Annotated in this window: 19 protein-coding genes and 1 tRNA gene; 13 read left to right on the top strand and 7 right to left on the bottom strand. The window is 46.2% G+C overall.

Annotated elements, in window-relative coordinates:
• Positions 1–194: 194 nt before the first annotated feature.
• The 3 genes from CHH60_RS10435 (at position 195) to odhB (ending at position 4,991) form a co-directional block, all read left to right on the top strand.
• A tRNA-Pro gene (locus CHH60_RS10435) sits at positions 195–268 on the top strand.
• A 560-nt stretch (positions 269–828) separates the two neighbouring features.
• A complete protein-coding gene (locus CHH60_RS10430) occupies positions 829–3,702 on the top strand; it encodes a 2-oxoglutarate dehydrogenase E1 component (protein ID WP_095359139.1) in 2,874 nt (957 codons plus the stop codon).
• A gap of 5 nt (positions 3,703–3,707) precedes the next feature.
• Positions 3,708–4,991, top strand: coding sequence for a 2-oxoglutarate dehydrogenase complex dihydrolipoyllysine-residue succinyltransferase (odhB, locus tag CHH60_RS10425; protein ID WP_095359138.1), 1,284 nt, complete (start codon positions 3,708–3,710; stop codon positions 4,989–4,991).
• Positions 4,992–5,115: 124 nt separating this feature from the next.
• Here the strand turns inward: odhB and CHH60_RS10420 are convergent, their stop codons facing one another.
• The 4 genes from CHH60_RS10420 to CHH60_RS10405 form a co-directional block, all read right to left on the bottom strand.
• Complete coding sequence (locus CHH60_RS10420; RefSeq protein WP_095359137.1) at positions 5,116–6,096, bottom strand: alpha/beta fold hydrolase; 981 nt, start codon at positions 6,094–6,096, stop codon at positions 5,116–5,118.
• Positions 6,097–6,123: 27 nt separating this feature from the next.
• Entirely contained in the window at positions 6,124–7,101 is a 978-nt protein-coding gene (locus CHH60_RS10415; protein WP_095288348.1) for a type I phosphomannose isomerase catalytic subunit, read from the bottom strand.
• Positions 7,102–7,313: 212 nt separating this feature from the next.
• The gene (locus tag CHH60_RS10410; RefSeq protein ID WP_095359136.1) at positions 7,314–7,898 is read right to left on the bottom strand and encodes a class I SAM-dependent methyltransferase; all 585 of its coding nucleotides are present in this window, start codon (positions 7,896–7,898) and stop codon (positions 7,314–7,316) included.
• A 1-nt stretch (position 7,899) separates the two neighbouring features.
• The gene (locus tag CHH60_RS10405) at positions 7,900–8,853 is read right to left on the bottom strand and encodes a TIGR01212 family radical SAM protein (protein ID WP_095359135.1); all 954 of its coding nucleotides are present in this window, start codon (positions 8,851–8,853) and stop codon (positions 7,900–7,902) included.
• 305 nt (positions 8,854–9,158) lie between these two features.
• Here CHH60_RS10405 and CHH60_RS10400 point away from each other — a divergent pair, with 305 nt between their 5' ends.
• Both CHH60_RS10400 and trmB read left to right on the top strand, forming a co-directional pair.
• The gene (locus CHH60_RS10400; protein ID WP_095288345.1) at positions 9,159–9,359 is read left to right on the top strand and encodes a hypothetical protein; all 201 of its coding nucleotides are present in this window, start codon (positions 9,159–9,161) and stop codon (positions 9,357–9,359) included.
• Positions 9,360–9,510: 151 nt separating this feature from the next.
• Positions 9,511–10,260: a tRNA (guanosine(46)-N7)-methyltransferase TrmB gene (gene trmB / locus CHH60_RS10395; RefSeq protein ID WP_095359134.1), complete on the top strand. Its 750-nt coding sequence runs from the start codon at positions 9,511–9,513 to the stop codon at positions 10,258–10,260.
• A 95-nt stretch (positions 10,261–10,355) separates the two neighbouring features.
• On the opposite strand, the gene CHH60_RS10390 is transcribed toward trmB, so the two are convergent.
• The gene (locus CHH60_RS10390) at positions 10,356–12,608 is read right to left on the bottom strand and encodes an AraC family transcriptional regulator (protein ID WP_095359133.1); all 2,253 of its coding nucleotides are present in this window, start codon (positions 12,606–12,608) and stop codon (positions 10,356–10,358) included.
• A gap of 404 nt (positions 12,609–13,012) precedes the next feature.
• Here CHH60_RS10390 and CHH60_RS10385 point away from each other — a divergent pair, with 404 nt between their 5' ends.
• The 3 genes from CHH60_RS10385 (at position 13,013) to CHH60_RS10375 (ending at position 16,503) form a co-directional block, all read left to right on the top strand.
• Entirely contained in the window at positions 13,013–13,918 is a 906-nt protein-coding gene (locus tag CHH60_RS10385) for an ABC transporter permease (RefSeq protein WP_095359132.1), read from the top strand.
• A 30-nt stretch (positions 13,919–13,948) separates the two neighbouring features.
• On the top strand, positions 13,949–14,851 hold the full coding sequence (locus CHH60_RS10380; RefSeq protein ID WP_095359131.1) for a carbohydrate ABC transporter permease: 903 nt from the start codon (positions 13,949–13,951) through the stop codon (positions 14,849–14,851).
• A 98-nt stretch (positions 14,852–14,949) separates the two neighbouring features.
• Entirely contained in the window at positions 14,950–16,503 is a 1,554-nt protein-coding gene (locus CHH60_RS10375) for an ABC transporter substrate-binding protein (RefSeq protein WP_441339388.1), read from the top strand.
• Between the two features lie 106 nt (positions 16,504–16,609).
• Here CHH60_RS10375 and CHH60_RS10370 read toward each other — a convergent pair whose 3' ends face one another.
• Both CHH60_RS10370 and CHH60_RS10365 read right to left on the bottom strand, forming a co-directional pair.
• Positions 16,610–17,758 carry an MGDG synthase family glycosyltransferase gene (locus CHH60_RS10370; RefSeq protein WP_095359129.1) on the bottom strand — a complete coding sequence of 383 codons (1,149 nt, stop codon included), beginning with the start codon at positions 17,756–17,758 and terminating at the stop codon, positions 16,610–16,612.
• A gap of 50 nt (positions 17,759–17,808) precedes the next feature.
• Positions 17,809–18,336: a phosphatase PAP2 family protein gene (locus tag CHH60_RS10365; protein WP_095359128.1), complete on the bottom strand. Its 528-nt coding sequence runs from the start codon at positions 18,334–18,336 to the stop codon at positions 17,809–17,811.
• Between the two features lie 700 nt (positions 18,337–19,036).
• Here CHH60_RS10365 and CHH60_RS10360 point away from each other — a divergent pair.
• The 5 genes from CHH60_RS10360 to CHH60_RS10340 all read left to right on the top strand — a co-directional run bounded on the left by CHH60_RS10360 (position 19,037) and on the right by CHH60_RS10340 (position 23,348).
• Positions 19,037–20,275: a glycosyltransferase family 2 protein gene (locus tag CHH60_RS10360; protein WP_095359127.1), complete on the top strand. Its 1,239-nt coding sequence runs from the start codon at positions 19,037–19,039 to the stop codon at positions 20,273–20,275.
• A gap of 305 nt (positions 20,276–20,580) precedes the next feature.
• Complete coding sequence (gene infC / locus CHH60_RS10355) at positions 20,581–21,075, top strand: translation initiation factor IF-3 (protein WP_110821116.1); 495 nt, start codon at positions 20,581–20,583, stop codon at positions 21,073–21,075.
• Between the two features lie 24 nt (positions 21,076–21,099).
• Positions 21,100–21,303 (top strand): 50S ribosomal protein L35, encoded by a 204-nt coding sequence (gene rpmI, locus CHH60_RS10350; RefSeq protein ID WP_017689665.1) that lies wholly within the window; start codon positions 21,100–21,102, stop codon positions 21,301–21,303.
• Between the two features lie 88 nt (positions 21,304–21,391).
• On the top strand, positions 21,392–21,751 hold the full coding sequence (rplT, locus tag CHH60_RS10345) for a 50S ribosomal protein L20 (RefSeq protein ID WP_095288335.1): 360 nt from the start codon (positions 21,392–21,394) through the stop codon (positions 21,749–21,751).
• 556 nt (positions 21,752–22,307) lie between these two features.
• On the top strand, positions 22,308–23,348 hold the full coding sequence (locus CHH60_RS10340) for a BMP family lipoprotein (protein WP_095288334.1): 1,041 nt from the start codon (positions 22,308–22,310) through the stop codon (positions 23,346–23,348).
• Positions 23,349–23,528: the final 180 nt, after the last annotated feature.

The following is a 23,528-nucleotide window of genomic DNA, read 5'->3' as shown; positions in this document are numbered from 1 at the left end:
GGATATCGGGATCCCTGTTATTGGTAAGGTAGCGTTTTTAAAGAAACCCATAGGTAGTTAAAATGTTATATATTGCCAGGTGAAGCGAGCGTAAGGTATAATTTGGATATATGTTGATTGGATCCCGTAATAGGATTCAGTGATTTGGTGATATGAAAAGACTACACATTATAATTCGTGAATTTGCGATTTATCGGGGTATAGCGCAGCCTGGTAGCGCGCACCCTTGGGGTGGGTGAGGTCGTGGGTTCAAATCCCGCTACTCCGATTCGAAACTGTACACCGAAGTTAAGGCTGTGAATCTGTCGATTCACGGTCTTTTTTTGTTGAATCAGTTCTCAAATGGTTAATGTTTAACTGGACGGTTTGTTTTGGCTGATTATGGACCACAATTCATATTAAAGGGGGTTAATGCGGAAACGTGGGAACAGATTTATCTGCGATATGCAGAGTTTATGCTTCATTTATCTGATTCATCTAATTTATGCATCAATTGAACTAAAAATAGGAAATGCTCCTGAGCGTAAAAGTTTATAGAATAGACATTAGAAAACGAATTCGATTTACATTGAGCTAGATGGAACCCTCGACCAGATTCGGACACGATTCGACATCTGCGTTGGCGGCATATCCAATTATTTCTTATTATGTTTTTGAAAACGCAGACAAACCTTGACGGGAGCGTCGGAACAACGTTATTTACCCCCAACATCACGATGATTGGACTTCATGAAAAATTTCGCTTAAAATGTTGGACGAACGCAAATTACGGCTTAGTCAATGATTTCCGTCAAAAAACACGACTAAATCAAGACGGAGGGAACGTCGATGACGATCGAGGAAGGCAACAAGAAGCCCTGGGAAAGTTACTATGGACCCAATTTGGGATACGTACAAGAACAATATGAATTATTCTCTCAAGATCCTGAATCGGTTACACCCGCATATCGGGAATTGTTTGAACAATGGGGTGCTCCGCCGATGCCTGGCAGAGATGCACATACAGCCACTTATTCCGGCAACGCCCAAACAGCTTCCGGGAGCGTGGATATTCAGTTATTACAGAAAGCGGTTACAGCCGGGAAACTGGTTTGGAATATTCGAACTTATGGTCACCTTGCCGCGGATATTGATCCGCTTGGCATAAGTGAAGATTCAGATACATCTTTATTGGAACCGAAGCATTTTGAATTGAATGAAGAAGATTTGAAAGCACTGCCCGCATCCCTGATCTGGGAAGGTGCAGATGGACAGACGACCAACGGCTGGGATGCCATTCAGCGTCTGCGCCAGATCTATACAGGTCCGATCGCTTATGAATTCAGCCATGTTCATGAAGTTCATGAACGCGAGTGGCTTAACCGCCGTGCTGAATCCCGGACTTCCCCGGCACCACTTAATCAGGATGAACGGAAGGCACTGCTGGAACGTCTGGTTGAGGTGGAGCAGTTCGAGGATTTCCTTCACAAAACGTTTGTGGGACAAAAACGCTTCTCGATTGAAGGAAACGACGTGCTCGTACCGATGTTGGATGAAGCAGTACGCATTATGGCACACTCGGGATCAAGCCACATTTTGATGGGAATGGCTCACCGGGGACGCCTGAACGTGCTTGCTCATGTCCTTGGTAAACCATACAGCAAAATTTTCTCTGAATTCCATCATTCCCCGAACAAGGATCTGGTTCCGTCTGAAGGATCGACAGGAATCAATTACGGCTGGACAGGGGATGTCAAATACCACCTTGGTGCGAACCGCTTTGTAAAAGATGGAGAAGCAGTACAGGCTCGTCTGACACTTGCTAACAATCCGAGTCATCTGGAGTACGTTAACCCTGTCGTTCAAGGCTTTGCACGTGCGGCGCAGGATGATCGGCGTGATCCGGGATATCCGAAACAGGACGTTACAAAAGCAGCGACAATTCTGATGCATGGCGATGCAGCCTTCCCTGGTGAAGGCATTGTGGCGGAAACGCTCAATTTCAAAGCACTCCCGGGCTATCAAAACGGCGGAACGATTCATATTATCGTGAATAACCGTCTCGGGTTTACAACCGATAGCAGTGATTCCCGTTCTACTTATTACGCGAGTGACCTTGCCAAAGGTTACGAGATTCCGATTGTGCATGTGAATGCAGACAACCCGGAAGCATGTATCGCGGCGATTCGCATGGCAGCAGAGTACCGCAACAAATTCAAAAAGGATTTCCTGATTGATCTGATCGGTTATCGCCGCTATGGTCACAATGAAACGGATGATCCGGAGACAACCCAACCGAAGGTCTATGAAAAAGTGAAGAGTCACCCTACAGTGAGTCATCTGTATCAGGACCAGCTCAAGCAGGAAGCGGTTGTTGATGATGCCTCCATTGGCAGCATTCGCGATGCCGTAACGAATCGTCTGAAAGAAGCTTATGAACAAATGAAGAAAAACGAAGTTCATGAGCAGTCACAACTGAAAGCCACTCAACCTGAAGCGGTGTCACTTATTCCAACAGCTGTGCCGCTGGAGAATCTGCGTAGTATTAATGCCGATCTGTTGAAATGGCCAGAGAACTTCAATGTATATCCGAAGTTGCAGCGTATTCTGCAGCGTCGCAGCACTTCCCTGAACGAGGGCGAAAAAGTGGACTGGAGTCTTGCCGAGACATTGGCATTTGCCACGATTCTGGCTGACGGCAAGCCAATTCGGATCAGCGGACAGGACGCAGAACGTGCAACCTTCGCTCACCGGAATCTGGTATTGCATGATTCGGAGAACGGGACAACATTTTGCCCGCTGCATCATCTGCCACAAGCACGTGCAGCGTTTGCCATTTACAACAGCCCGCTGTCGGAAGAGTCGGTGCTTGGATTCGAGTATGGATATAACGTGTACTCTCCGGATACGCTTGTCATCTGGGAAGCTCAATTTGGTGACTTCGCCAACTGTGCACAGGTTATTTTTGACCAATTCATATCCGCTGGCCGTGCCAAATGGTCTCAGAAGTCGAGTCTGGTCATGCTGCTCCCTCATGCCAATGAAGGGCAGGGACCTGAGCATACAAGTGCCCGTCTTGAACGTTTCCTGCAGCTCTGTGCAGAAGATAATATGACGGTTGCCAACTTGACGAGTGCATCCCAGTATTTCCATCTGCTGCGCCGTCAGGCTTCGTTGACTGAAACAGAAGATGCACGTCCTCTGGTCTTGATGTCGCCGAAGAGTCTCATTCGTAATCCGCGTGTTGCATCTCCCGCTGCAGCGTTCAGTGAAGGCAAGTTTGAGCCAGTACTTGAACAAGCAGGGCTTGGAACCAAACCGGATCGCGTAGAACGCATCATACTGTGCAGTGGTAAGATCGCCATCGATCTCGAGGATGCTTTTGAGAAAGACAAAGCCGACTGGTCCTGGCTTCACATCATTCGTGTTGAACAGCTGTATCCGTTCCCGGCGGAAGAAATCAAGGGCGTACTTGCACGTTTCAGCAAGCTGAAAGAACTGGTTTGGGTTCAGGAAGAGAACAAAAACATGGGAGCCTGGACATACATGGAACCTCGCTTGCGCGCTATTGCACCGGAAGGAACAACCGTGAGATACGAAGGCCGTCCGGAACACGCGAGTCCTTCCAGCGGTTATCAAAGTGTGCATAGCATGGAACAGCAACAGATTATTACATCCGCGTTGAAGCAAACGACGAAGAATAATATTCCACTGGGGAGGTAACAGCTGTGAGTGAAATTAAAGTACCTGCAATGGGTGAATCGATTACTGAAGGAACGGTTTCCAGATGGCTTGTCAAAGAAGGCGAAACTGTAAATCAGGGTGACGTTCTTCTGGAGCTGGAAACCGATAAAGTAAATATCGAAATCAGTGCCGAAGAGAGTGGAGTACTCGAGAAAATTATTCGCCAGGAAGGCGAGACGGTTGAAATCGGAGAAACGATTGGTACACTGGGAGCAGGAACAGGAGGAGGAAGCGGAGCACCCGCTTCCCAGCCGGCTGCAGAACAGCAGCAGGCTGCGGCCCCGGCTCCAGAAGCAGTGGCAGTAGCAGTAGCGACTCCACCTGCAGCTGCAGCTCCGGAATCTTCCGAGAATGGTACCAAAACGGCTTCACCAGCTGCACGCAAGCTTGCTCGCGAGCGCGGCATTGAGCTGGATCAGGTTCAGAGCAAAGATCCGATTGGACGTGTGTATCAGGAAGACGTAAAAAGTCATAACACGCAGGCACCGGCTTCAACGCCAGCTCCTGCAAGCAAAGCTCCGGCAGCACCAGCAAGTGCTCCGGCAGCTGGAGGTTCTACTTATGCTAAACCAGTTGAACGCCAACGCATGTCCCGTCGCCGGGCTACCATTGCGAAGCGTCTGGTAGAAGCACAGCAAACGGCGGCAATGCTGACAACCTTTAACGAAGTAGACATGACTGCAATCATGGATGTTCGTAAACGTCGTAAGGACAAGTTCAAAGAGAAGCACGATATCGGCCTGGGATTCATGTCTTTCTTTACCAAAGCCGTGGTTGGCGCACTGAAAAAATTCCCAACCATCAATGCTGAGATTGATGGGGAAGATGTTGTACTCAAAAAATATTACGACATCGGAATCGCAGTGTCTGCCAAGGAAGGTCTTGTTGTTCCTGTCGTTCGCGATGCAGATCGACTGGGCTTCGCTGAGATTGAGAAGAGTATTGCGGACCTGGCTTCCAAAGCTCGCTCCAACTCTCTTGCGCTCTCCGACCTGCAAGGCGGTACGTTTACAATTACCAATGGCGGAACATTTGGTTCCCTGTTGTCTACACCGATCCTGAATACTCCTCAAGTTGGTATTCTCGGTATGCATAAGATCCAGCTTCGTCCGGTGGCGATCGATGCAGAGCGTATGGAAAATCGCCCAATGATGTATATCGCATTGTCTTACGATCACCGCATTATCGATGGTAGCGAGGCAGTACGCTTTCTCGTTACGGTGAAGGAACTGCTGGAAGATCCAGAATCCTTGCTGATCGAAGGGTAACACGGACCGAAACAACATTAGCAATCATTATAGATTCACCTAGCAGAGAGCCCCTACCAAGGGACACAGTTTGCGCTGTGCTCCAGGTAGGGGCTTTCGTATTGCTATAGCTTTGTAAGGATAGTCAGACCGTATCAGCGAGTGTATCACGAATGTCATTCGTGCGGTCTTGCTCGGAGCCCGGCGTGTGACGCTCTAGCCAGTTGACCACATGCAAGCATACTTCTTCACGATTGGTCTCGTGCAGCATCTCGTGCCGTCCTTCGGGGTACAGGCGATATTCTACATCCTGAATCTGTAGCTGTCTGTACTGGGAGACAAGGTTATACACACCTTTACCATTAAGTCCAACAGGGTCCATTTCTCCGGAGAACAGATACACTGCTTTATCTTTTGGAATCCGCTTCATGTTTTCAGGCGTATGGATTTCCAACAACAGTTTGAAAAAATCACGAAAGAATCCGGCGGTACAGATGGCCCCGCACAATGGATCGTCGATAAATCGTTTAACTTCGTCCGCATCACGCGATAGCCAATCAAAAGGCGTGTTTGCTGGACGGAAGGAACGGTTAAAGCCGCCAAACACAATGGCGTTAAGCAGCATGCTCGGATGTGCCGCACCCTGGATACCACATTGCATGAGTGCGAGTTTTTCACCAAATCGGAGAAGACCACGCTTCCCATTGGTTCCGGACAATATAAATGCATGGTAACGTTCATGTCCAGCATACATCAGATGCTGCACCAGGAACGACCCCATACTATGTCCCATAAGAAACAAGGGGATTCCCGGATGTTCCTTGGATGCGAGCTCACCGAGATTGATCATATCACTTGCCATCCAGCGAAAGCCGTCTGCTCCGGCATTGCCGAGCAGTTTCGGATTCTCGACAGATTTCCCATGCCCTCGGTGGTCATTGGCGTAGACAGCATACCCGTGACTGGTAAGACACTCGGCCAATTCTGCGTATCGTGCTGCGGTCTCGGCCATACCGTGCGCAATTTGTACAACGCCTCTGATATGGCATTCCGGATCGGGAAGCCAGCGGTAGACATGAATGCGGGTACCTTCATTACCCACAAGGGCAAACGTAGATTCCTGCATCGTGTAACCCCTCCTTCACTGGTTTGATTAAGGTAGATAAGAACGAAGAACTGTCGTATTGCCATCCAGCGTATAAGCTCCAAGATTGGCAGGCAGCAGGTAGCATTGTCCAGCGCTCAATTCAATTTTTTCCTGAGTATCATTGTCCCATTCCAAGGTTCCGTTCCCTTCACAAACGACGAGAATGGTGAAACTGTCAGCATGCGTAGATAGTTCCCACCGATCCGTAACAATTCCTTTTTCTACAACAAAATAAGGGCATTCCGCAAGCTTCAGCCATTCGCCTGGTGTCGCGTTATTCGTTTTCATTGTGGTAGCACCAGCGCCCTCATAGGCAGTCACATTCAAGGAATCCTCAACATGCAGCTCGCGTGGTTTTCCATCCAGTCCTGGACGATTATAATCGTAGATCCGATAAGTTGTATCTGAATTTTGCTGGATCTCGGCAACGACTACTCCTGCGCACAGAGCATGTACCGTTCCGGCAGGGATGAAGAACGTATCTCCCGCTTCAACCGGTACTTGACGGAGCGTATCCATCACCGTGCCATTCTCCAATGCTTCCTTCAGTACCGCACGATCGACTCCTTCGTTTAGACCATAGATGATGTGCGCTCCCGGTTTCGCGTCCAGCACATACCACATTTCTGTTTTGCCAAGTTCGCCTGGAGGAAGGGCTTCATAATCATCTGTCGGATGAACCTGTACGGATAGATCATCATTGCAGTCCAGCAGTTTGATCAAGAGGGGGAAGCGTCCGCCTTTTTCAGATACACCTTTTGTTCCGAGCCACGAAGTGCCCAGCTGTTCCCGCACTTCATCCAGACCTTTACCTGCAAGTTCACCATTAATGACTTTGGTTGTACCGTTAGGATGATCTGCAATCATCCATCCTTCTCCAATATGTCCTTCAGGTGGTGTCAGACCGAATTGCTCCAGCGCCCGACCTCCCCATACACGTTCCTTAAACTCGGGTTGAAATTGTAGTGGGTATGGCTTAGACATCGTAATCTCTCCTCTAGTATATGAAGTGGTGAATCGCTTTAATCAAATCCATGCCTGTGCATCCCGGATTGTATACGGTTGCAGCAGCCAAATATGTAAAGCACGCATCGTCATTGTAAACGAGCCGAGGTTGGAGCTTGGCCCATATTCATGCACAGCGATGTCGTGCTATTTAATGTGTTTATTTTATGGCATTTGGAGAGTAAAGGAAATTACTTTTTCTCAATGCCAATCAGAAATGGAGAGGCTGCACGCTGCAGCTGGCGGTACATGACAACTTGTGCCTGGTCAACAGGTAAAGCCGAACACCAGGACAGTACTGCATCTGCCTCCTGTGCACCACCCTCATGGCCTGGATACAATACAGCTGTAATTATGCCGCGTGGTCGCAATAGGCCCAGTGCTGCTTCCAATGCCCCAATTGTACTGTACGTTTGGGTAATAACAGAAGCATCCGCACCTTCGGCCGGCAGGTATCCCAAGTTGAACATGACTGCGCCAACTTGGCCTTGCCATTGCTCGGGAACAGCTTCAGCCATTCGGTCATGGCTTAACTCCATTAGGGAGATGGAACCGAGCTTTGAGCCGTCTTCCTGTTTACGAATTCTGGCTTGGGCCAGAGTTAGCGCTTCATTTTGGATATCAAAACCGATGACTTGGCCGCGTTTCCCAACCTGCTGTGCTAGAAACAAGGTGTCTGCACCTGTACCTACTGTGGCATCAATGGCAAAATCCCCGGGCTGCAAACGGGAGGATACCCATTGATGGGCGCAGCTAAGAACCGAGAGAAAGCCCATCTTATGCTCCCCTCCAATATTTACCCTGCCATGAATCACGTAAACGCAATTCGCGGTCTATGGAATTCAGCACTTCCCACTTTTTCATGGACCACATCGGTCCAATCAGCAGATCACGCGGAGCATCACCGGTGAGGCGGTGCACAATCATTTCCGGTGGAAGCATCTCGAGTGTATCGACAATCAGTTTGATGTACTCGTCTTGTTCCAGGAATCGAAGAAGCCCGGCTTCATACTGTTTGACCATCGGCGTCTTGCGCATGAGGTGCAGCAGATGGATCTTAATGCCTTGCACATCCATATTGGCTACTGCGCGTCCGGTATCCAGCATCATTTCATGCGTTTCCTGAGGCAAGCCATAGATGATATGTGTGCACACGCGTATATTCCGTTTCCGCAGCTTCTCTACGGCCTCTTCATAACATTTCGTATCATGCGCGCGGTTGATGAGCGTTGAGGTCGACTCGTGGATGGTTTGAAGTCCCATTTCAACCCACAGGTAGGTACGTTCATTCAGTTCGGCCAGGTAATCCACAACATCATCAGGCAAACAATCGGGGCGAGTGGCAATGGACAGACCGACGACACCAGGCTGCTGTAAAATTACTTCAAAATACTCACGGAGCTCCTCAACAGGAGCGTATGTGTTCGTATACGCCTGGAAATAGCCGATGTACTGGGCCGTAGGCCATTTGAGGTGCTGTTTGTCCCGAATCGTATTAAATTGGGTAACCAGATCATCCCGCCGGCTGCCTGCAAAATCTCCTGATCCCCGTGCACTGCAGAAGGTACATCCGCCCTTGGCAATTGAACCGTCACGGTTTGGGCAAGTGAATCCTGCGTCAAGCATAACTTTGAACACTTTATTGTTGAACTCGTTTCGCATTTCATAATTCCAGGTGTGGAATCGTTTATCTCCCCAGGAAAGAGGAGGCTGTATTGCAGGTGCATTCATCTTCAGGGTGCTCCTTTGGCTGCCGCATTCCCTCTCGGGAGAGACAGATGTTTATCTATTCACGTGATAGAACGGATTGTGAAAATCCGTGTCTCCATGGACTTTAACCATTGTATCAAAAAACGCAAAAAAAGGGGAATTCGAACTCAAAAATAGACTGGTTTATCAAGGTTTTTCTCTTGCTATAGTTTACACCTTGTGTTATATTTAACTTAACGTCAGACAGCATCCAATGGGTACTATTCATCATAGCATTTGAATCAAAATTGACGTCATGGACCATACTAAACCGTGAGGTGATATGAATGAATTCCCAAGTTAAAAACAATAACCTTCATCATGTTTCAGTTGAACTGACGGCAGAAGAAGCACTGGCTTTGACAGGTGTTCGTTTTAATGGCAATCCGAAAGTGGAAGCGGCTGCAAGACAAAAAGTTCGCACAGCTTTCGAAAAGACATTTGATTTTTCACACCAAGATAAGGTAGACTATGAACTATTAAAGTAGTTGGACCCCAATTCCAAATAAATCGAAGAGGGAATCTTTGAGATTTGCCCCAAGTGGCAGATCCGAAGATTCCTTTTTCATTGCTCTTTACAATTGGCCGGTTCTTCGGCAAAATGAGTCTGAGACAAGTATGGACAAACGGAGGAATAAAATGCGTTTACGTGGCAGAAAAGGGATTCGGGAAAATCTGGAGGAGCAAGTGGATCTTGTTGTTCTGGAACCCAAACAGTACAAGGGGAAATGGTCTGAACTGTTTGGTAATGACCATCCGATCTTTGTTGAATTTGGTATGGGTAAAGGTCAATTTATCAGCCAAATGAGTTATAAATATCCGCAATACAATTTTATCGGTATCGATATGTATGATGAATTGGTGCGCCGGGCTAGTGAGAAGGCCCGTAATGCGTGGAGTGAGGCAGATGTAGAAACTCCACCCAATGTGAAGCTTGTCCTGGCGAACATTGAACAGATCGAGGAAGTGTTCGAAGTGGCTGAACTGGAACGGATTTATCTGAACTTCAGTGACCCATGGCCAAAAGCCAAGCATGCACGCCGTCGTTTGACTCATCCGCGGTTTTTGAAGAAATACACGGAGCTGCTTAACGCCAAAGGCCAAATTCATTTTAAAACCGATTCGGAGACCTTGTTCGAGTTTTCGCTCAACGCGATTGCCGACTACGGTCTGCAGATGACTAATCTGTCCCTGAACCTTCACCGTGATGGATTGAATGAAGAGCATGTCATGACAGAATACGAGCAGAAATTCATGGGCAAAGGCATGAACATTCACCGTGTGGAAGTCATTGTGGGTGAAGAGGCGCTGCGTGAGTATCAGCAGATGCGTCTGGACAAGTACAAAGTACGTGAAGCTTCGGATGATTCCGGAGAAGACCAAGAGTAAAATGAATAAGCGGCACATGGAGGAGAGACTCATCACCTCGTGTGCCGCTTTTTTTGATTGTTCTTCTTCATGATCATTAGAAGATATCGATATCGTTACATTTGCTCGGAGCGCAGTTCCTTGCGACGATAATCATTGGGGGTCACCCCATTGAACTTTTTGAACATGCGATAAAAGTAGGAGCTGTTGGTGAATCCCGTTTTCTCTGCAATATCTGCAACGGAATTCTCGGTCTCAATCAGCAGATGCTGGGCTTTGATAATTCGTGTCTCGTTAATCACATCCGTTAGTCCTTTTAACGTGAGTTGTTTATACAGCCTGCTGATATAGATGGGCGACATGGTGAGTTCCTCAGCAATGGAGGTGAGACAGAGATTGGTGTCGGCATAGTCCCGTTCAATAATGCTGTTAATTCGGCGTAGGAGCTCCTCATGCCTCAGCGTTCGTTTTTCCTCCACTTTCAATCCTAATTCATCAAATAGACGATAGAAGTGGGCATGAACTTCACGGAGTTCCTCCGCTTCATGGAGAGGAAGCATTGCAGCGTCCGAGATCGTGTTCAGTGTAAGCTGGTTATTTTTTTTAAGCGTATTGCGTACGTGGTTCAGTGTCATCGTCAGATGGGATAGAGCCAATTGGATTACGGTAAAAGGGTATGCTGCCGTTTCATCCACGATATCCGTATAGATTTGTTTGGCTTCGCACGTTTTGCCTGTCATGAGGCAATCAATGAGCTGCCGCTCTTTACTTGCCGGAAATGCATATTCCTTGGCCTGATACGCCATGATGTCGGTTGTGTACAGCAGGCAGCCCGGACCGCTGAATAATCGGTGCAGGGAAGCCTCCGCTGAGTGGGGGTAGCCGGCGATCGCATCCTCGAAAGAGGCTTCCTCGGGCCCGACGGTGAACGAAACGGAGCATTTCAAATGCAGCATTACCGCATCCTGCAGCATACGCAGTAGTTCCTCCATATCTTCCTCTGCATCCTGTGCGTTTTGCTGATCCGAATTTTTGTGATTGAAAAGAAGGCTAATCATGTCCCCGCCCATATCGACGGTTTCCGTGTGGTAGCGAAATTCCGCTGATTCCACGCAAATGTTCATCATCGCATATTTTACAAGCTTGATATCGTCCCGGTAAGTTTCGCAAAAATCTACAAAACGATCAATACGCAGCAATACCAGTCTGGACGGACGATGAATCTGGACAGACGAACCATAAAACTTCATGCGCTCTTCCAAAATCCCCCCGGAGACCGTCTCTCGCCCCTGTAGAGCACCGCGCAAAAAATCCTGACGCAGGATGTGCAGACTTCCGCGACGCTCGGCTTCCATAACTCGCATTCGAACAATGACTTTATCAATGGGATGATATAACTTCCGAGAAACCAGGTAAGAGAGCAGCAGACCAGCCATAAGCAAGCCCAGACAAAACAGGACGGTGTGCGTGCGCATGCTGCGAATATCAGAAGTGATCAGATGATTAGGTGTAATTCGTACATAACGCCATCCCAAATTATCAGGTGTGGTATAGGTAATAAGTGATTTTTCCCCATCAACATCAGCGGTAAAGTAGGCAGATTGCTCCGTATTTTGCAGAATGGGGTGCATGAAGGCTTCCTTGGAGAGATCCTGCATTAAGGTCCGATCTCCAAAATCGGACAGCAGCTGCCCGTCTTCGTTGATAATAAATGTGTTGCCCGGCTGATCCGCTGCATTGATGTTGGGACTTAACCAATCGTCCTTGATATTGACTACGACTGCGTAGTTTAATTCGGCATTATCATTGATGGTGTCATAGCAGAGATAGGTGTAACTATTCACTTCAACTTCTTCTGTAGAACCAACCCGGTAAGTACGCGGGATCGGAACAAAGGGTTTGTATTCATGAAATCGCTGGAGAATATCCTTAATACCCTGATCGTCTAATTCGGCTAGGGTTTGCTGACCATTACGTGTTTCTGAACTAATATAGAATTCGTTGCTTTTGGAGTTGTATACATAGATGGATTCGATAAAGGGAAGGGACATGCGGTAGTTATCGAGCTGCTCCATGGCTGGAGTGACTTCATAAATGCTTGGTTTAGAGTACAGGAGAAGTGCAGAGATGCTGTAGTCCTGATAAATCTGATAAGACAAGGATTTTGCCGTTTCGGTCATTTTGGATACTTCTCGGCTGGTCTGTGTGAGACTGTTCATATCGGTACGATAGACCTGGCGGAGAGCAATGCGATTGTAGTTGACGTAGAGAATGGCAGAAGCGACGAGCAGGGTAGCAACGGTACTGACGATGATGCCAATCAGTATGCGAGAAAATACATTTTGACTGTCCTCCGAACGTTTGCGCATCAATCAGTTCCCCCTGAACATCTGCATTTTTGGGTGAAAAAGAATTCATTTCACAGCGTTGCGCCCTGTTTCACAGCAGGTCGCTTTGGATGAGGATAGCCCTTCAAATTATATATCATGTATGCGTTTACATCAATATTGTACAAGGTTTAAAAGGTTGTTTCAGTACATATCGTTCAACTTTCGCTGAATTGTTCACGATGCCCAGGTTATGCACGATATCAACATTTGTGAACGTATTGGAGTTCTTTTCAGTGTTGGTTCACATTGTTCATGTCCGGTTTGGCAATATCGTTCATTTTCTGGCGGGAAGCTTCAGTATCCGGGAGCGAGAAGGGCGTCTACACTAAAAACAGAGCTCCACGGCGCTACCGTGCTGCAAGAAATCCGGGAGGGATCGAGCCATGCTCAAAGAATTGAACAAAAACAAAATCATGTTTCTGATGCTGCTGCCTACACTGATTTTTTTTCTCATTAACTCCTATTTTCCGATGGTGGGTATCTACTATGCGTTTACCCGGTATGACTTTGAAGGCGGATTATTCGGCAGTCCTTTCGTAGGGCTGGAAAACTTCAAGTTTCTATGGCAGTCCGGCATGCTGCTGAAGCTTACGACCAATACGGTGGGTTATAATCTGGCTTTCATTATTCTGGGAAACGGACTCGCCATTTTCTGTGCCATTATGTTAAGTGAAGTCCGTGGCAAGCTCTTTAAGAAAATTACGCAATCCGTGATGTTCTTACCGTATTTCATCTCATTTGTACTATTAAGTGTAATCGCTTACAACATGTTCAACTATGAATCGGGTTTTGTGAACACGGTGCTCAAACGCTTTGAAGCCGGCCCGATTGATATTTATAACACGCCCTGGATATGGGTGTTCCTGATCATCATCTTTTATCTATGGAAGAATCTTGGCTACAGTATGGTGATCTATCTGGCGGCCATTACCGGGATCAGTGACGAATATTATGAAGCTGCCCGTATTGATGGAGCGAATATTTTTCAGCGTATCTGGTATATCACCGTTCCCATGCTGAAACCGACCTTTGTCATTCTGCTTCTGTTCTCTCTGGGGAGCATTATGAAGGGGCAATTTGATCTCTTTTATCAGCTTATTGGCAATAACGGCGTGCTGTATAACGCCACAGACATCATTGATACGTACGTGTATCGTTCCCTGAAAGTGACGTTTGATATCGGAATGGCCACCGCAGCAGGCTTGTACCAGTCTCTATTCGGCTTCATTCTGATCATGACCGTGAACTATATCATTCGAAAAGTGAATGAGGATTACGCCTTGTTCTAAACCGCCCAACGGGCAGAAGGGAGAACCATCATGCATACTACCCGTGCCAGAGATTCAGAATTTACCTTGCTGTTTCAGATCATCGCTTATGGCGTCATTCTGATTTTGTCCATCATGTGTCTGCTGCCTTTTCTTCTAATCCTATCCGGCTCGTTCAGCAGCAATGAATCGATTGTGAGAGATGGATATCATCTCTTTCCAACAGACTTTTCCCTGGAAGGCTATCAAATGGTGTTCAAATTCCCTACTCAAGTGCTAAAAGCATACGGAGTGACTGTCTTTACAACGGTTGTGGGGACCGCGCTCGGACTGTTCCTTATTACGATGGCGGGATTCGTACTGCAGCGTAAAGATTTTAAATACCGTAATACCTTCTCTTTCTTCATTTACTTCACCACGCTCTTTGGCGGTGGGTTGGTGCCTTGGTACATTATGCTGGCAAATTATTTCAACCTGACGGATACGTATACCGTACTGATTTTCCCTGGATTGATGACACCATTTCTCATCATTTTGATGAAAAACTTTATCCGTTCTGCTGTTCCGGATGAGCTGGTTGAATCCGCCAAAATGGATGGTGCGAATGACTTCCGCATCTACTTCAGCATTGTATTGAAACTGGCGATGCCCGGGATCGCAACTGTAGGTTTGTTTTTGGCTCTGGGGTACTGGAATGACTGGTTTACTTCGTCCCTGTTCATTAACAACCCGGATATGTACCAGCTGCAGTTTTACCTGTATAACACGATGAATACGATTACTTTCATTAATCAGATGGCCATCGGCACAGGAATTACGCTCAGCCAGGATGTGCCTACGGAATCAACCAAGATGGCCATGGCGATTGTGGTGACGGGCCCCATTCTGTTCCTATACCCGTTTGTACAGCGCTATTTTGTTAAAGGTCTTACGATTGGTGCGGTAAAAGGTTAGAACGTAAAAATGCTCGGGTCGCCAGCAAGTTATTCGTTTAATTCTGCTCGCGTCCTGGCGGTTTAGGCTAACATATAAGGTTTCCTACAAAAGGGAGGATGCGTATGCGCAACAAAATAATTCGGCACCTGTCTCTGGTGCTGGCCCTGATGATGTTTGCCGGGGTATTAGCCGCGTGTAATAACGGATCTGGGGGATCGGTGCAAGGGAGCGAGGAGGGCGCTTCATCGACAGACAAAGGTGAGAAGGTCACCCTTCAGTTTTACATGCTTGGGGACGCGCCCAAAGACTTGCCTGTTATTGAATCCGAGATTAACAAACTCGCTGAGGCTGATCTGAACGTCAATGTAAAATTCAACTACACTTCCTGGACGGATTGGGATCAAAAATATAAGCTGCTTCTGTCTTCTGGCCAGCCGATTGACTTGATTTTCACTGCGGACTGGACATTCTATCAATCGTATGCCAAAAAAGGAGCATTCCTTCCGCTCGATGAGCTGCTGCCAAAGGCTGCACCAACATTGCAATCCCACGTACCCGATGACATGTGGAATGCTGTTAAAATCAATGAAAAAATCTATACCGTGCCTTCGACCTGGATCGAGTATGTGACAGAAGGAATCGCTTACCGTGAGGACCTGCGAGAAAAGTATAATTTGCCCAAACCGGAATCCCTGGAGACACTTGAAGCTTATCTTGAAGGAATCAAAGCCAATGAACCGAACATGATTCCAATCGCGGACAACAATTCCAATCACACTCACGGCATCCGTCAATTAACCTCCAAATTGGTGAATACCGCTGGTCAGCTCCCTTACGGGCTTGATATTATGTACGATTCGCCGTCAACCATCACGTCCTATTGGGGATCAGCCCAGCATCTGGAGGATCTGAAAACGTACAAACGTTGGATGGATAAAGGGTTTTTCCCGAAAAACGTGCTGAACGTAAAGGACACATCGAATTCACTGCTGCAAAATGGCAAGGCGGCTGTCGTGCTATCAGGCGAGAACCCGAACAAGTTTAATGCGGATGTGATCAAAGTCCAATCTACACATCCCGAATGGAAGCTGGGATACTTCGCTTATCCGAATGCCAAAGGTTTTGCACAGCCGGTTCATCCGATTCACAATGGATTCGCCATACCGCGAAGCAGCAAAAATCCGGAAAAGGCACTCGCTTTTTATGAAAAGCTGGTAACAGACAAACGTTACAACTGGCTTACGGAATATGGTGTAGAAGGGAAGAACTTTGAAGTGCAGGATGGTTACTACAAAATGGTGGGCGATGCTCAGACCAATGGATTCCCGCGTGAGGGCATGAATGGCTGGGCTTGGCGGAATCCGGAATTCATGCTCTATGATAAATCGTTCGACGACGTACTCGTCATGTTCGAGGAGCTGGACAAAATCAAGAAGCCGGATATCTTTACCGGATTTGCAGAGGATTGGACACCATTTCAGGCGGAGAAGGCTGCGCTTGAGCAAGTGGAAAAACAGTATCTGTATCCACTGAACGTTGGCTTGGTTGAAGACGTTGAAGCAGGCTTGAATACATTTATGGAAAAAGCTAAGCAGGCAGGGCTGGAGAAAATACAAGCCGAGTATACCAAACAATGGCAGGAATATTTGAAATCGGCGGGCATTCAGTAGTTTGAATTTATTTCATTTTATATTAGACAAGAAAAAAGGTGCCTTCAGGTTGAAGGCACCTTTTTTCTTCGCATAAGTGTATGCGGCTTGTTTATCGAACTTTTGATCATAATCTGGCCTGATCAGCCTGGAACGGCCGAAGGTCAAGAAGATCAATGATGCTTTGTGCACTTTCCATCGGACGATATTTGGCGATCTGTGCCAAATGGCGTTTACGTTTACGGACGATGTCGGGATATTTATGTAACAATTTATTCATCCATTTAACCACGACATCAAGCGAAGTGATCGGTTCGCCCAGTCCTCTAGCAGTAAAATATTGAACGTTCTCTTCCTCCTGACCCGGAATGGGATTATGGAATAACATCGGAATACCTTTGGCGAGTCCTTCCGTGCATGTCATTCCACCAGGCTTGGTTATCAGCAGATCGGAAACTTCCATTAGCTTATCCACTTCTTTGGTGTATCCGATAATGTGAATATTTTCTTTCCGGTACTCCGGGTTTTGTTCCATACTGATGCGGATTTTGTCATTGCGTCCGAGACAGAAGATGATCTGAATGTCGTTATGCCAGCGAGTCAGAAGCTTATTGACCACTTCATCGCTGAGCATTCCCCAGCCGCCGCCCATGACAAGAACGGTGGGCATATCTTTCAGATTAAACTTGGCACGAATCTCATCCCGGCCAGGATGCTCCCAAAAGTTGGGGTGCACCGGAATGCCGGTAACTCGTATTTTGTCCACGGAAACTCCGCGCAGCATCAATTTGGACTTGACCTCTTCTGTAGATACCAGATACAAGTCCACCTCGGGACTGATCCACGTGCCATGCGCATCGTAATCGGTAATGACCGTGCAGAGTGGCACTTGCACTCCGAGGCGCTTTAATCTTGATATGACCGCACTTGGGATGGGATGGGTACATACAATGGCATTTGGACGAAGCTGTCGTACGACACTACGTGTATGTGTGTAAAACAGCTTGTGCAATGCGAGTGTAGTCAATCGGTTCAAAGACTTTTTATATTGATGCCTGTATACGTATCCGACAAGTTTAGGCTGGTTGGTTACCGTTTTTTTGTATGCCGTAATAATAAGTGGTGCGACCCTGGGGTTAAGGAAACTACCCAGTTCGAGCACTTTGGTCTGTACTTCCGGAGAGAGCTTTCTCAAACTGCTGGACAGTGCATAAGCGGCTTGTGTATGACCGGCTCCAAAGCCTTCAGAAAGTAATAATACTCGTTTTTTTTCCACGCTTGCTTCACCTGTTCCTGCTAGGTTTTCCTTAGTCTAACATATCTGCTTTAGGACCATAATGCAACTGTCGCAAGTGCGACTAAAGTACCGATTGTGGCACCTGCAAGCACATCTGAAGGATAGTGCAAACCCAAGTAAATTCGAGAGAATCCGACAATCAGTGCAACCGGCAGTAGCGTCAGCAGCAAAATAGGTTCCATAGTCATAAACGGAACAGTTACCGAGAAGACAGCGGTTGTATGCCCTGAAGGAAATGAGTGGTCCGTCATGGGATTGCGGAAGGTGATCGTCTCCGGCATGGCCAGATATGGCCGGATGCGAGGATACAACCGTTTGGCGATTGCTACAGGAATATGACTCACAGCCAGAGCGATACATGCCTGTAGGCCTGTCGTATTCCAAGGGGCTGGAGCGAGCAGCCATATCAATAAGGATACGGCAATAGAAAATGTTGCTCCGCCCAGATGGGTGAGATAGTACAGCCAAAAATTCATAAATCGATTATGAAGTCGACCATTAATCCACATAAACACATTGCGATCGTACGCTTGAAACTTAACGAATAAACGGCTCATATTGGCCTCCTGCCAGTCAGGCCGCCCGAATTGGCGGCAGTATTTCCGGTATGTTTCCTGTGTCCGGTGTTGTCCTGATTACTATATAACCGTTTTTCGTGAAGTTCAGGTTATTTCAGGTATATGTTTATCATATTTTTAAATGTTGTCCTTTTCAAGAAGAAGACATGTGAACAACGTAAAATTCATGTTAAAGAGTGGTTAATCATCCAACTTAACTTTTTGACTCGGACGAGCTAAAAAAGATACAATGATTCAACATGGCTGAAATGAGGTTAAAAAAATGTGAGTTTTATATTGAACTTTTTGGTGCTCGTTTGCGTTATTTTTTGTATAGCCTCTGGTTGGACAGTACTGGGTAATGAAAAAAGCAGGGACTTTAGAAATAAAAATCAAGCAAACGGCTGAAAATAAGATATAACAGGCATGAATGCGAGGGTGCAGTATCACGAACTGCCAATTCAGCGTTTAATGTTCACATTTCTGCTTTAGGAAGTGAAATTGCGGTTTTGACAAATAGCTGAAAAGCATCCAAAATCGATAAAGCAGCCAAATTGGAAGCAACCATGCTTGAAATACTTGCGTAGTAAACAAAAGACCAGGGTCATATTCTGCACATTACAAAAAAACAAAGATGCAGAATCAGGTAGAGAAACGCTAAAGTAAACAGGGTTTGAAAAAAAGGGGGTAACAGAGAACGATGTTGGACGCTATATTCGTCACGATGCAGGTCATTCTGGCACTGCTAGCCGTGTACCAATTCACGTTTTCGCTGTTCGGTCTGTATAAGAAAAAGAAAAAGAAACATTATCCTGCCACAAAATCTTTCGCTGTACTCGTTGCAGCACACAATGAAGAGCAGGTCATCGGAGCGTTGATGGAGAACCTGAAACAACTCGATTATCCGGAAGATCTGTACGATGTGTTCGTTATCTGTGATAACTGTACGGATGGTACGGCTCAAATCGTCAGAGATCATGGCTTGAATGCATGTGTGCGTACAAATGCCGATCTCAGAGGTAAAGGTTACGCCATTGAGTGGATGCTCAAATATCTGTGGAAATTGCCTCGTCAGTATGACGCCGTTGTTATGTTTGATGCTGACAACCTGGTTGATCGCAATTTCTTGCTTGAGATGAATAACGACTTGTGTAACGGTTCGCGTGTTATTCAAGGATATATCGATACGAAAAATCCGGAAGATTCCTGGATTACTGCAGCTTACGGCGTATCATACTGGTACATTAACCGTTTGTGGCAGTTGTCCCGTCATAACCTGAACATGGCCAACTTCCTTGGTGGTACAGGAATGTGCTTTGAAACGAATTTGCTGAAGGAAATCGGCTGGGGTGCGACTAGTCTGGTCGAGGACTTGGAGTTTACGATGCGCAGTGTGCAGCGTAATGTGTATCCCGTGTTTAACTATGATGCAAAAGTATTTGATGAGAAGCCTTTGACATTCAAAGCTTCGGCCAGACAACGTCTGCGCTGGATGCAAGGTCACTTTACGGTAGCACGGAGATATTTCTTCCCGCTGCTGTGGCAAAGTATTAAGGAAAGAAGCCTGGTCAAGTTCGACCTTGCCATATATGGTGCTAACGTATACGTTGTATTGTTGACATTCCTGATGACCGCTGTTATGTGGGTGGATACAGCCGTATTCAGCGGCCCGCATATTGCTAACATCTACGGATATTTCCCGCTGTGGGTAGGATTCGTTGCTATTGGTTTGAACATTCTTACGTTCCTACTGTCGATGGCACTGGAGAAAGTCACTTTTGCGAAAGTGTATCTGTATCTGATTGTATTCCCGATCTATCTGCTATCCTGGTATCCAATTACGTTCTATGCGTTCTTCACGCAGAACAACAAACAATGGAGCCACACCCAGCATACACGTGTTGTACGTTTGGATGAGGTACAGAGCAAGCAAGGGTAATGATGAACAGCTTCACAAAAAAGATTATAGAAAATATTCTAAAATATATTGACTATAGTTAATGGAGATGTTATAGTATTCAAGTGCGTTAAATGAATAGCAATGGAATCACAAGCAGAAGTCCGACTTCTCACCTGACCAACATTAACGTTGGCTGGTCAACGATCCCAATAATTTATGAAGTGTATACTCATGAAGAATTGTGTTGATTACAGGGATGTCGGTAGCTTGACCGGCATCCCTTTTATTTTTGTTTAACAGTATTCAAAATGACCTGGAGGTGGACGGTTATTAGTAAAGATCACATGATTAATGATGAGATTCGGGCGAAGGAAGTGCGCCTTGTCGGAGCTGAAGGAGAACAAATTGGGATCAAGCCCATTCGGGAAGCACTGCAAATGGCGATTGATCTGAACTTGGATCTGGTCAATGTGGCACCACAGGCTAAACCGCCGGTATGCCGCATCATGGACTATGGCAAGTTCCGCTATGAGCAACAAAAGAAAGACAAAGAAGCCCGTAAGAACCAGAAAATTGTTGACATTAAAGAAGTATGGTTCCGTTCCAATATTGAGGAGCACGATTATCAAACGAAGCTTCGTAATGTAGTTAAGTTTTTGAAAGAAGGCGACAAGGTTAAATGTTCTGTTCGTTATCGCGGACGTGAAATTGCCCATGCCGCCATTGGTCAACGGATTTTGGAGCGCGTTAAGGTGGAAGTGGCAGAACTGTGCACCATCGAGCGCCAACCAAAATTGGAAGGCCGCAGTATGATCATGATTCTGGCTCCTAAAGCCTGATAACATTGGAGGAGGAAACACAAAATGCCTAAAATGAAAACACACAGCAGTTTGAAAGGACGCTTCAAAATTACCGGTTCCGGTAAAGTCCTTCGTTACAAAGCACACAAAAACCACTTGCTTTCCCACAAATCCAAACGTGCTAAGCGCGTTCTGAACGGTAACCCAGTTATGGCTGCCGGGGATGTTAGACGTTTGAAACAAGGTTTGGCTAACTTGAAAGGCTAATTCTAATTAGTACATTCCGTATGGGGGATCGGCTGCGGCCGTACACATACCACGGATACATTTATATTTATTTGGGAGGTTCTTTAATATGGCAAGAGTAAAAGGCGGTTTTGTAGTACGTCGTCGTCATAAAAAGGTTTTGAAACTGGCAAGAGGTTATTTCGGTTCCAAACACCGCATTTTTAAAACAGCTAACGAGCAAGTAATGAAATCCCTGGTTTACGCATACCGTGACCGTCGCAACACTAAACGTAACTTCCGCAGACTGTGGATCGTTCGTATTAATGCAGCAGCACGTCAAAACGGTTTGTCTTACAACAAACTGATCCATGGATTGAAACTTGCTGGAGTGGACATGAACCGCAAAATGTTGGCTGATTTGGCCGTTAACGACATCAATGCGTTCAACTCTTTGGCTACTGTAGCTAAAGGCAAAATCAACGCCTAAATTGTAACATGCAAGCCGCCGTACCTTATGGCGGCTTTTTTTACGCCAGAAAGTGTGGGACGAATACACCGGGGTCCGGGAGGACAAACTTAGATTGGATGCGGTTGACAGCTATCAAGCCTCTGGCAGATACATAAAAACCGAACGTTCATATAATGCAAATGAAAACTAGGAGTTACTGGCTAATGGTGATAATGATGGTATATTTTTGTTATATAACATTACATCGTTGTAACGTTAGCGTGTTAAACTGCTAAAATTTTAAGCGTTTTCAACAATAAAAGTCTAAAAATATGTGATTTTTAGTCATGAAACATCTGGATTTTAACACTGGTTGAATGTATAATCACCTCTAGTAGGCTAGTCCTAAACTTTTCTCTCCTAGTCATAATGTTCGGTTTTTCGGCAGATGATCCGGTAAAGATAAGGTGTGAATGAGCTCTTTATGTCGAAGAAACCATACATTCCTCATAAAAGTCATATCAGACATCTGTTCATCGTTCAATATCGACCCGGGTAGGAATTAGGTATATATCATTAAGGGGGAACAAGAGAAATGAAAAAGATGCTCAGCTTGTCTTTGGTCATGCTGCTGGCAGTATCGGTAATGCTCGCAGGTTGCGGAAGCAAACCGAAGGAAGAAACAAATGCCGGTGGAACAACAGGTGGTGAATCCACTGAAGCAAAATCCGATTTGCAGATCGGTATGGTTACTGACGTAGGTGGCGTTAACGACAAATCCTTTAACCAATCCGCTTGGGAAGCCCTGCAAGCTACTGAAACTGAAACAGGTACGGCAGTTAAATACCTGCAAAGTAAATCAGATGAAGAGTACATTCCTAACCTGAACGAATTCGTTAAAGGTGGATATGACCTGACTTGGGGTATCGGTTTCCAATTGGCTGACGCAATCAAAACGGTTGCTGATCAAAACCCTGAATCCAAACTGGCGATCATCGACAGTGTTGTAGATTCTCCTAACGTTAAATCCGTTACATTTGCTGAAGAGCAAGGTTCCTTCCTGGTTGGCGTTGTTGCCGGTCTGACTACAAAAACGAACAAAATCGGTTTTGTTGGCGGTATGGACAGCCCACTGATCAAGAAATTTGAAGTTGGTTTCAGAGAAGGGGTTAAAGCAGTTAACCCTGATGCTGAATTGATCTCCAACTATACAGGCGCATTTGACAAACCAGACCTTGGTAAAGCAGCTGCAGCTACAATCTACAACCAAGGCGCGGACATCATTTTCCACTCTTCCGGTGCTACAGGTAACGGTGTGTTCAACGAAGCAATTGCCCGCAAAAAACAAGGACAAGATGTTTGGGTAATTGGTGTGGATAAAGACCAATCTCTGGAGTTCGGTGATGATGTTACACTGACTTCCATGATCAAAAAAGTTGACGAAGCAGTTAAGAAAGTAAACCAAGAAGTTATCGATGGCACATTTGCTGGCGGTTCTGAAAACCTGACTCTGAAAGAGAACGGTGTAGGTATTGCTGATACTTCTACCAAAAATGTTTCTGCTGACATCCTTGCTAAAGTGGACGAATACAAAGAAAAAATCATCAGCGGCGAAATCAAAGTACCTACAGAGTAATTGCTTCGCTTGCGAATTGAATAATCACGAGGCCGGTCTTGACCGGCCTTATGATTGTCAGGACAGGAAAATTTGCTCAAGCCATCATAACATTTGTACCTAGTTAACAGGATACTGCTGGAAACCTTCCAAATGCAGAATCAATGTTTTTGGTAATAACGCTCCGGAAGGAGCTTTTCT

It is taken from the genome of Paenibacillus sp. 7523-1 (assembly GCF_002276415.1).
In the GTDB taxonomy this organism is placed as follows: domain Bacteria; phylum Bacillota; class Bacilli; order Paenibacillales; family Paenibacillaceae; genus Paenibacillus; species Paenibacillus illinoisensis_A.
This window is presented reverse-complemented; position numbering and strand designations above follow the sequence as displayed.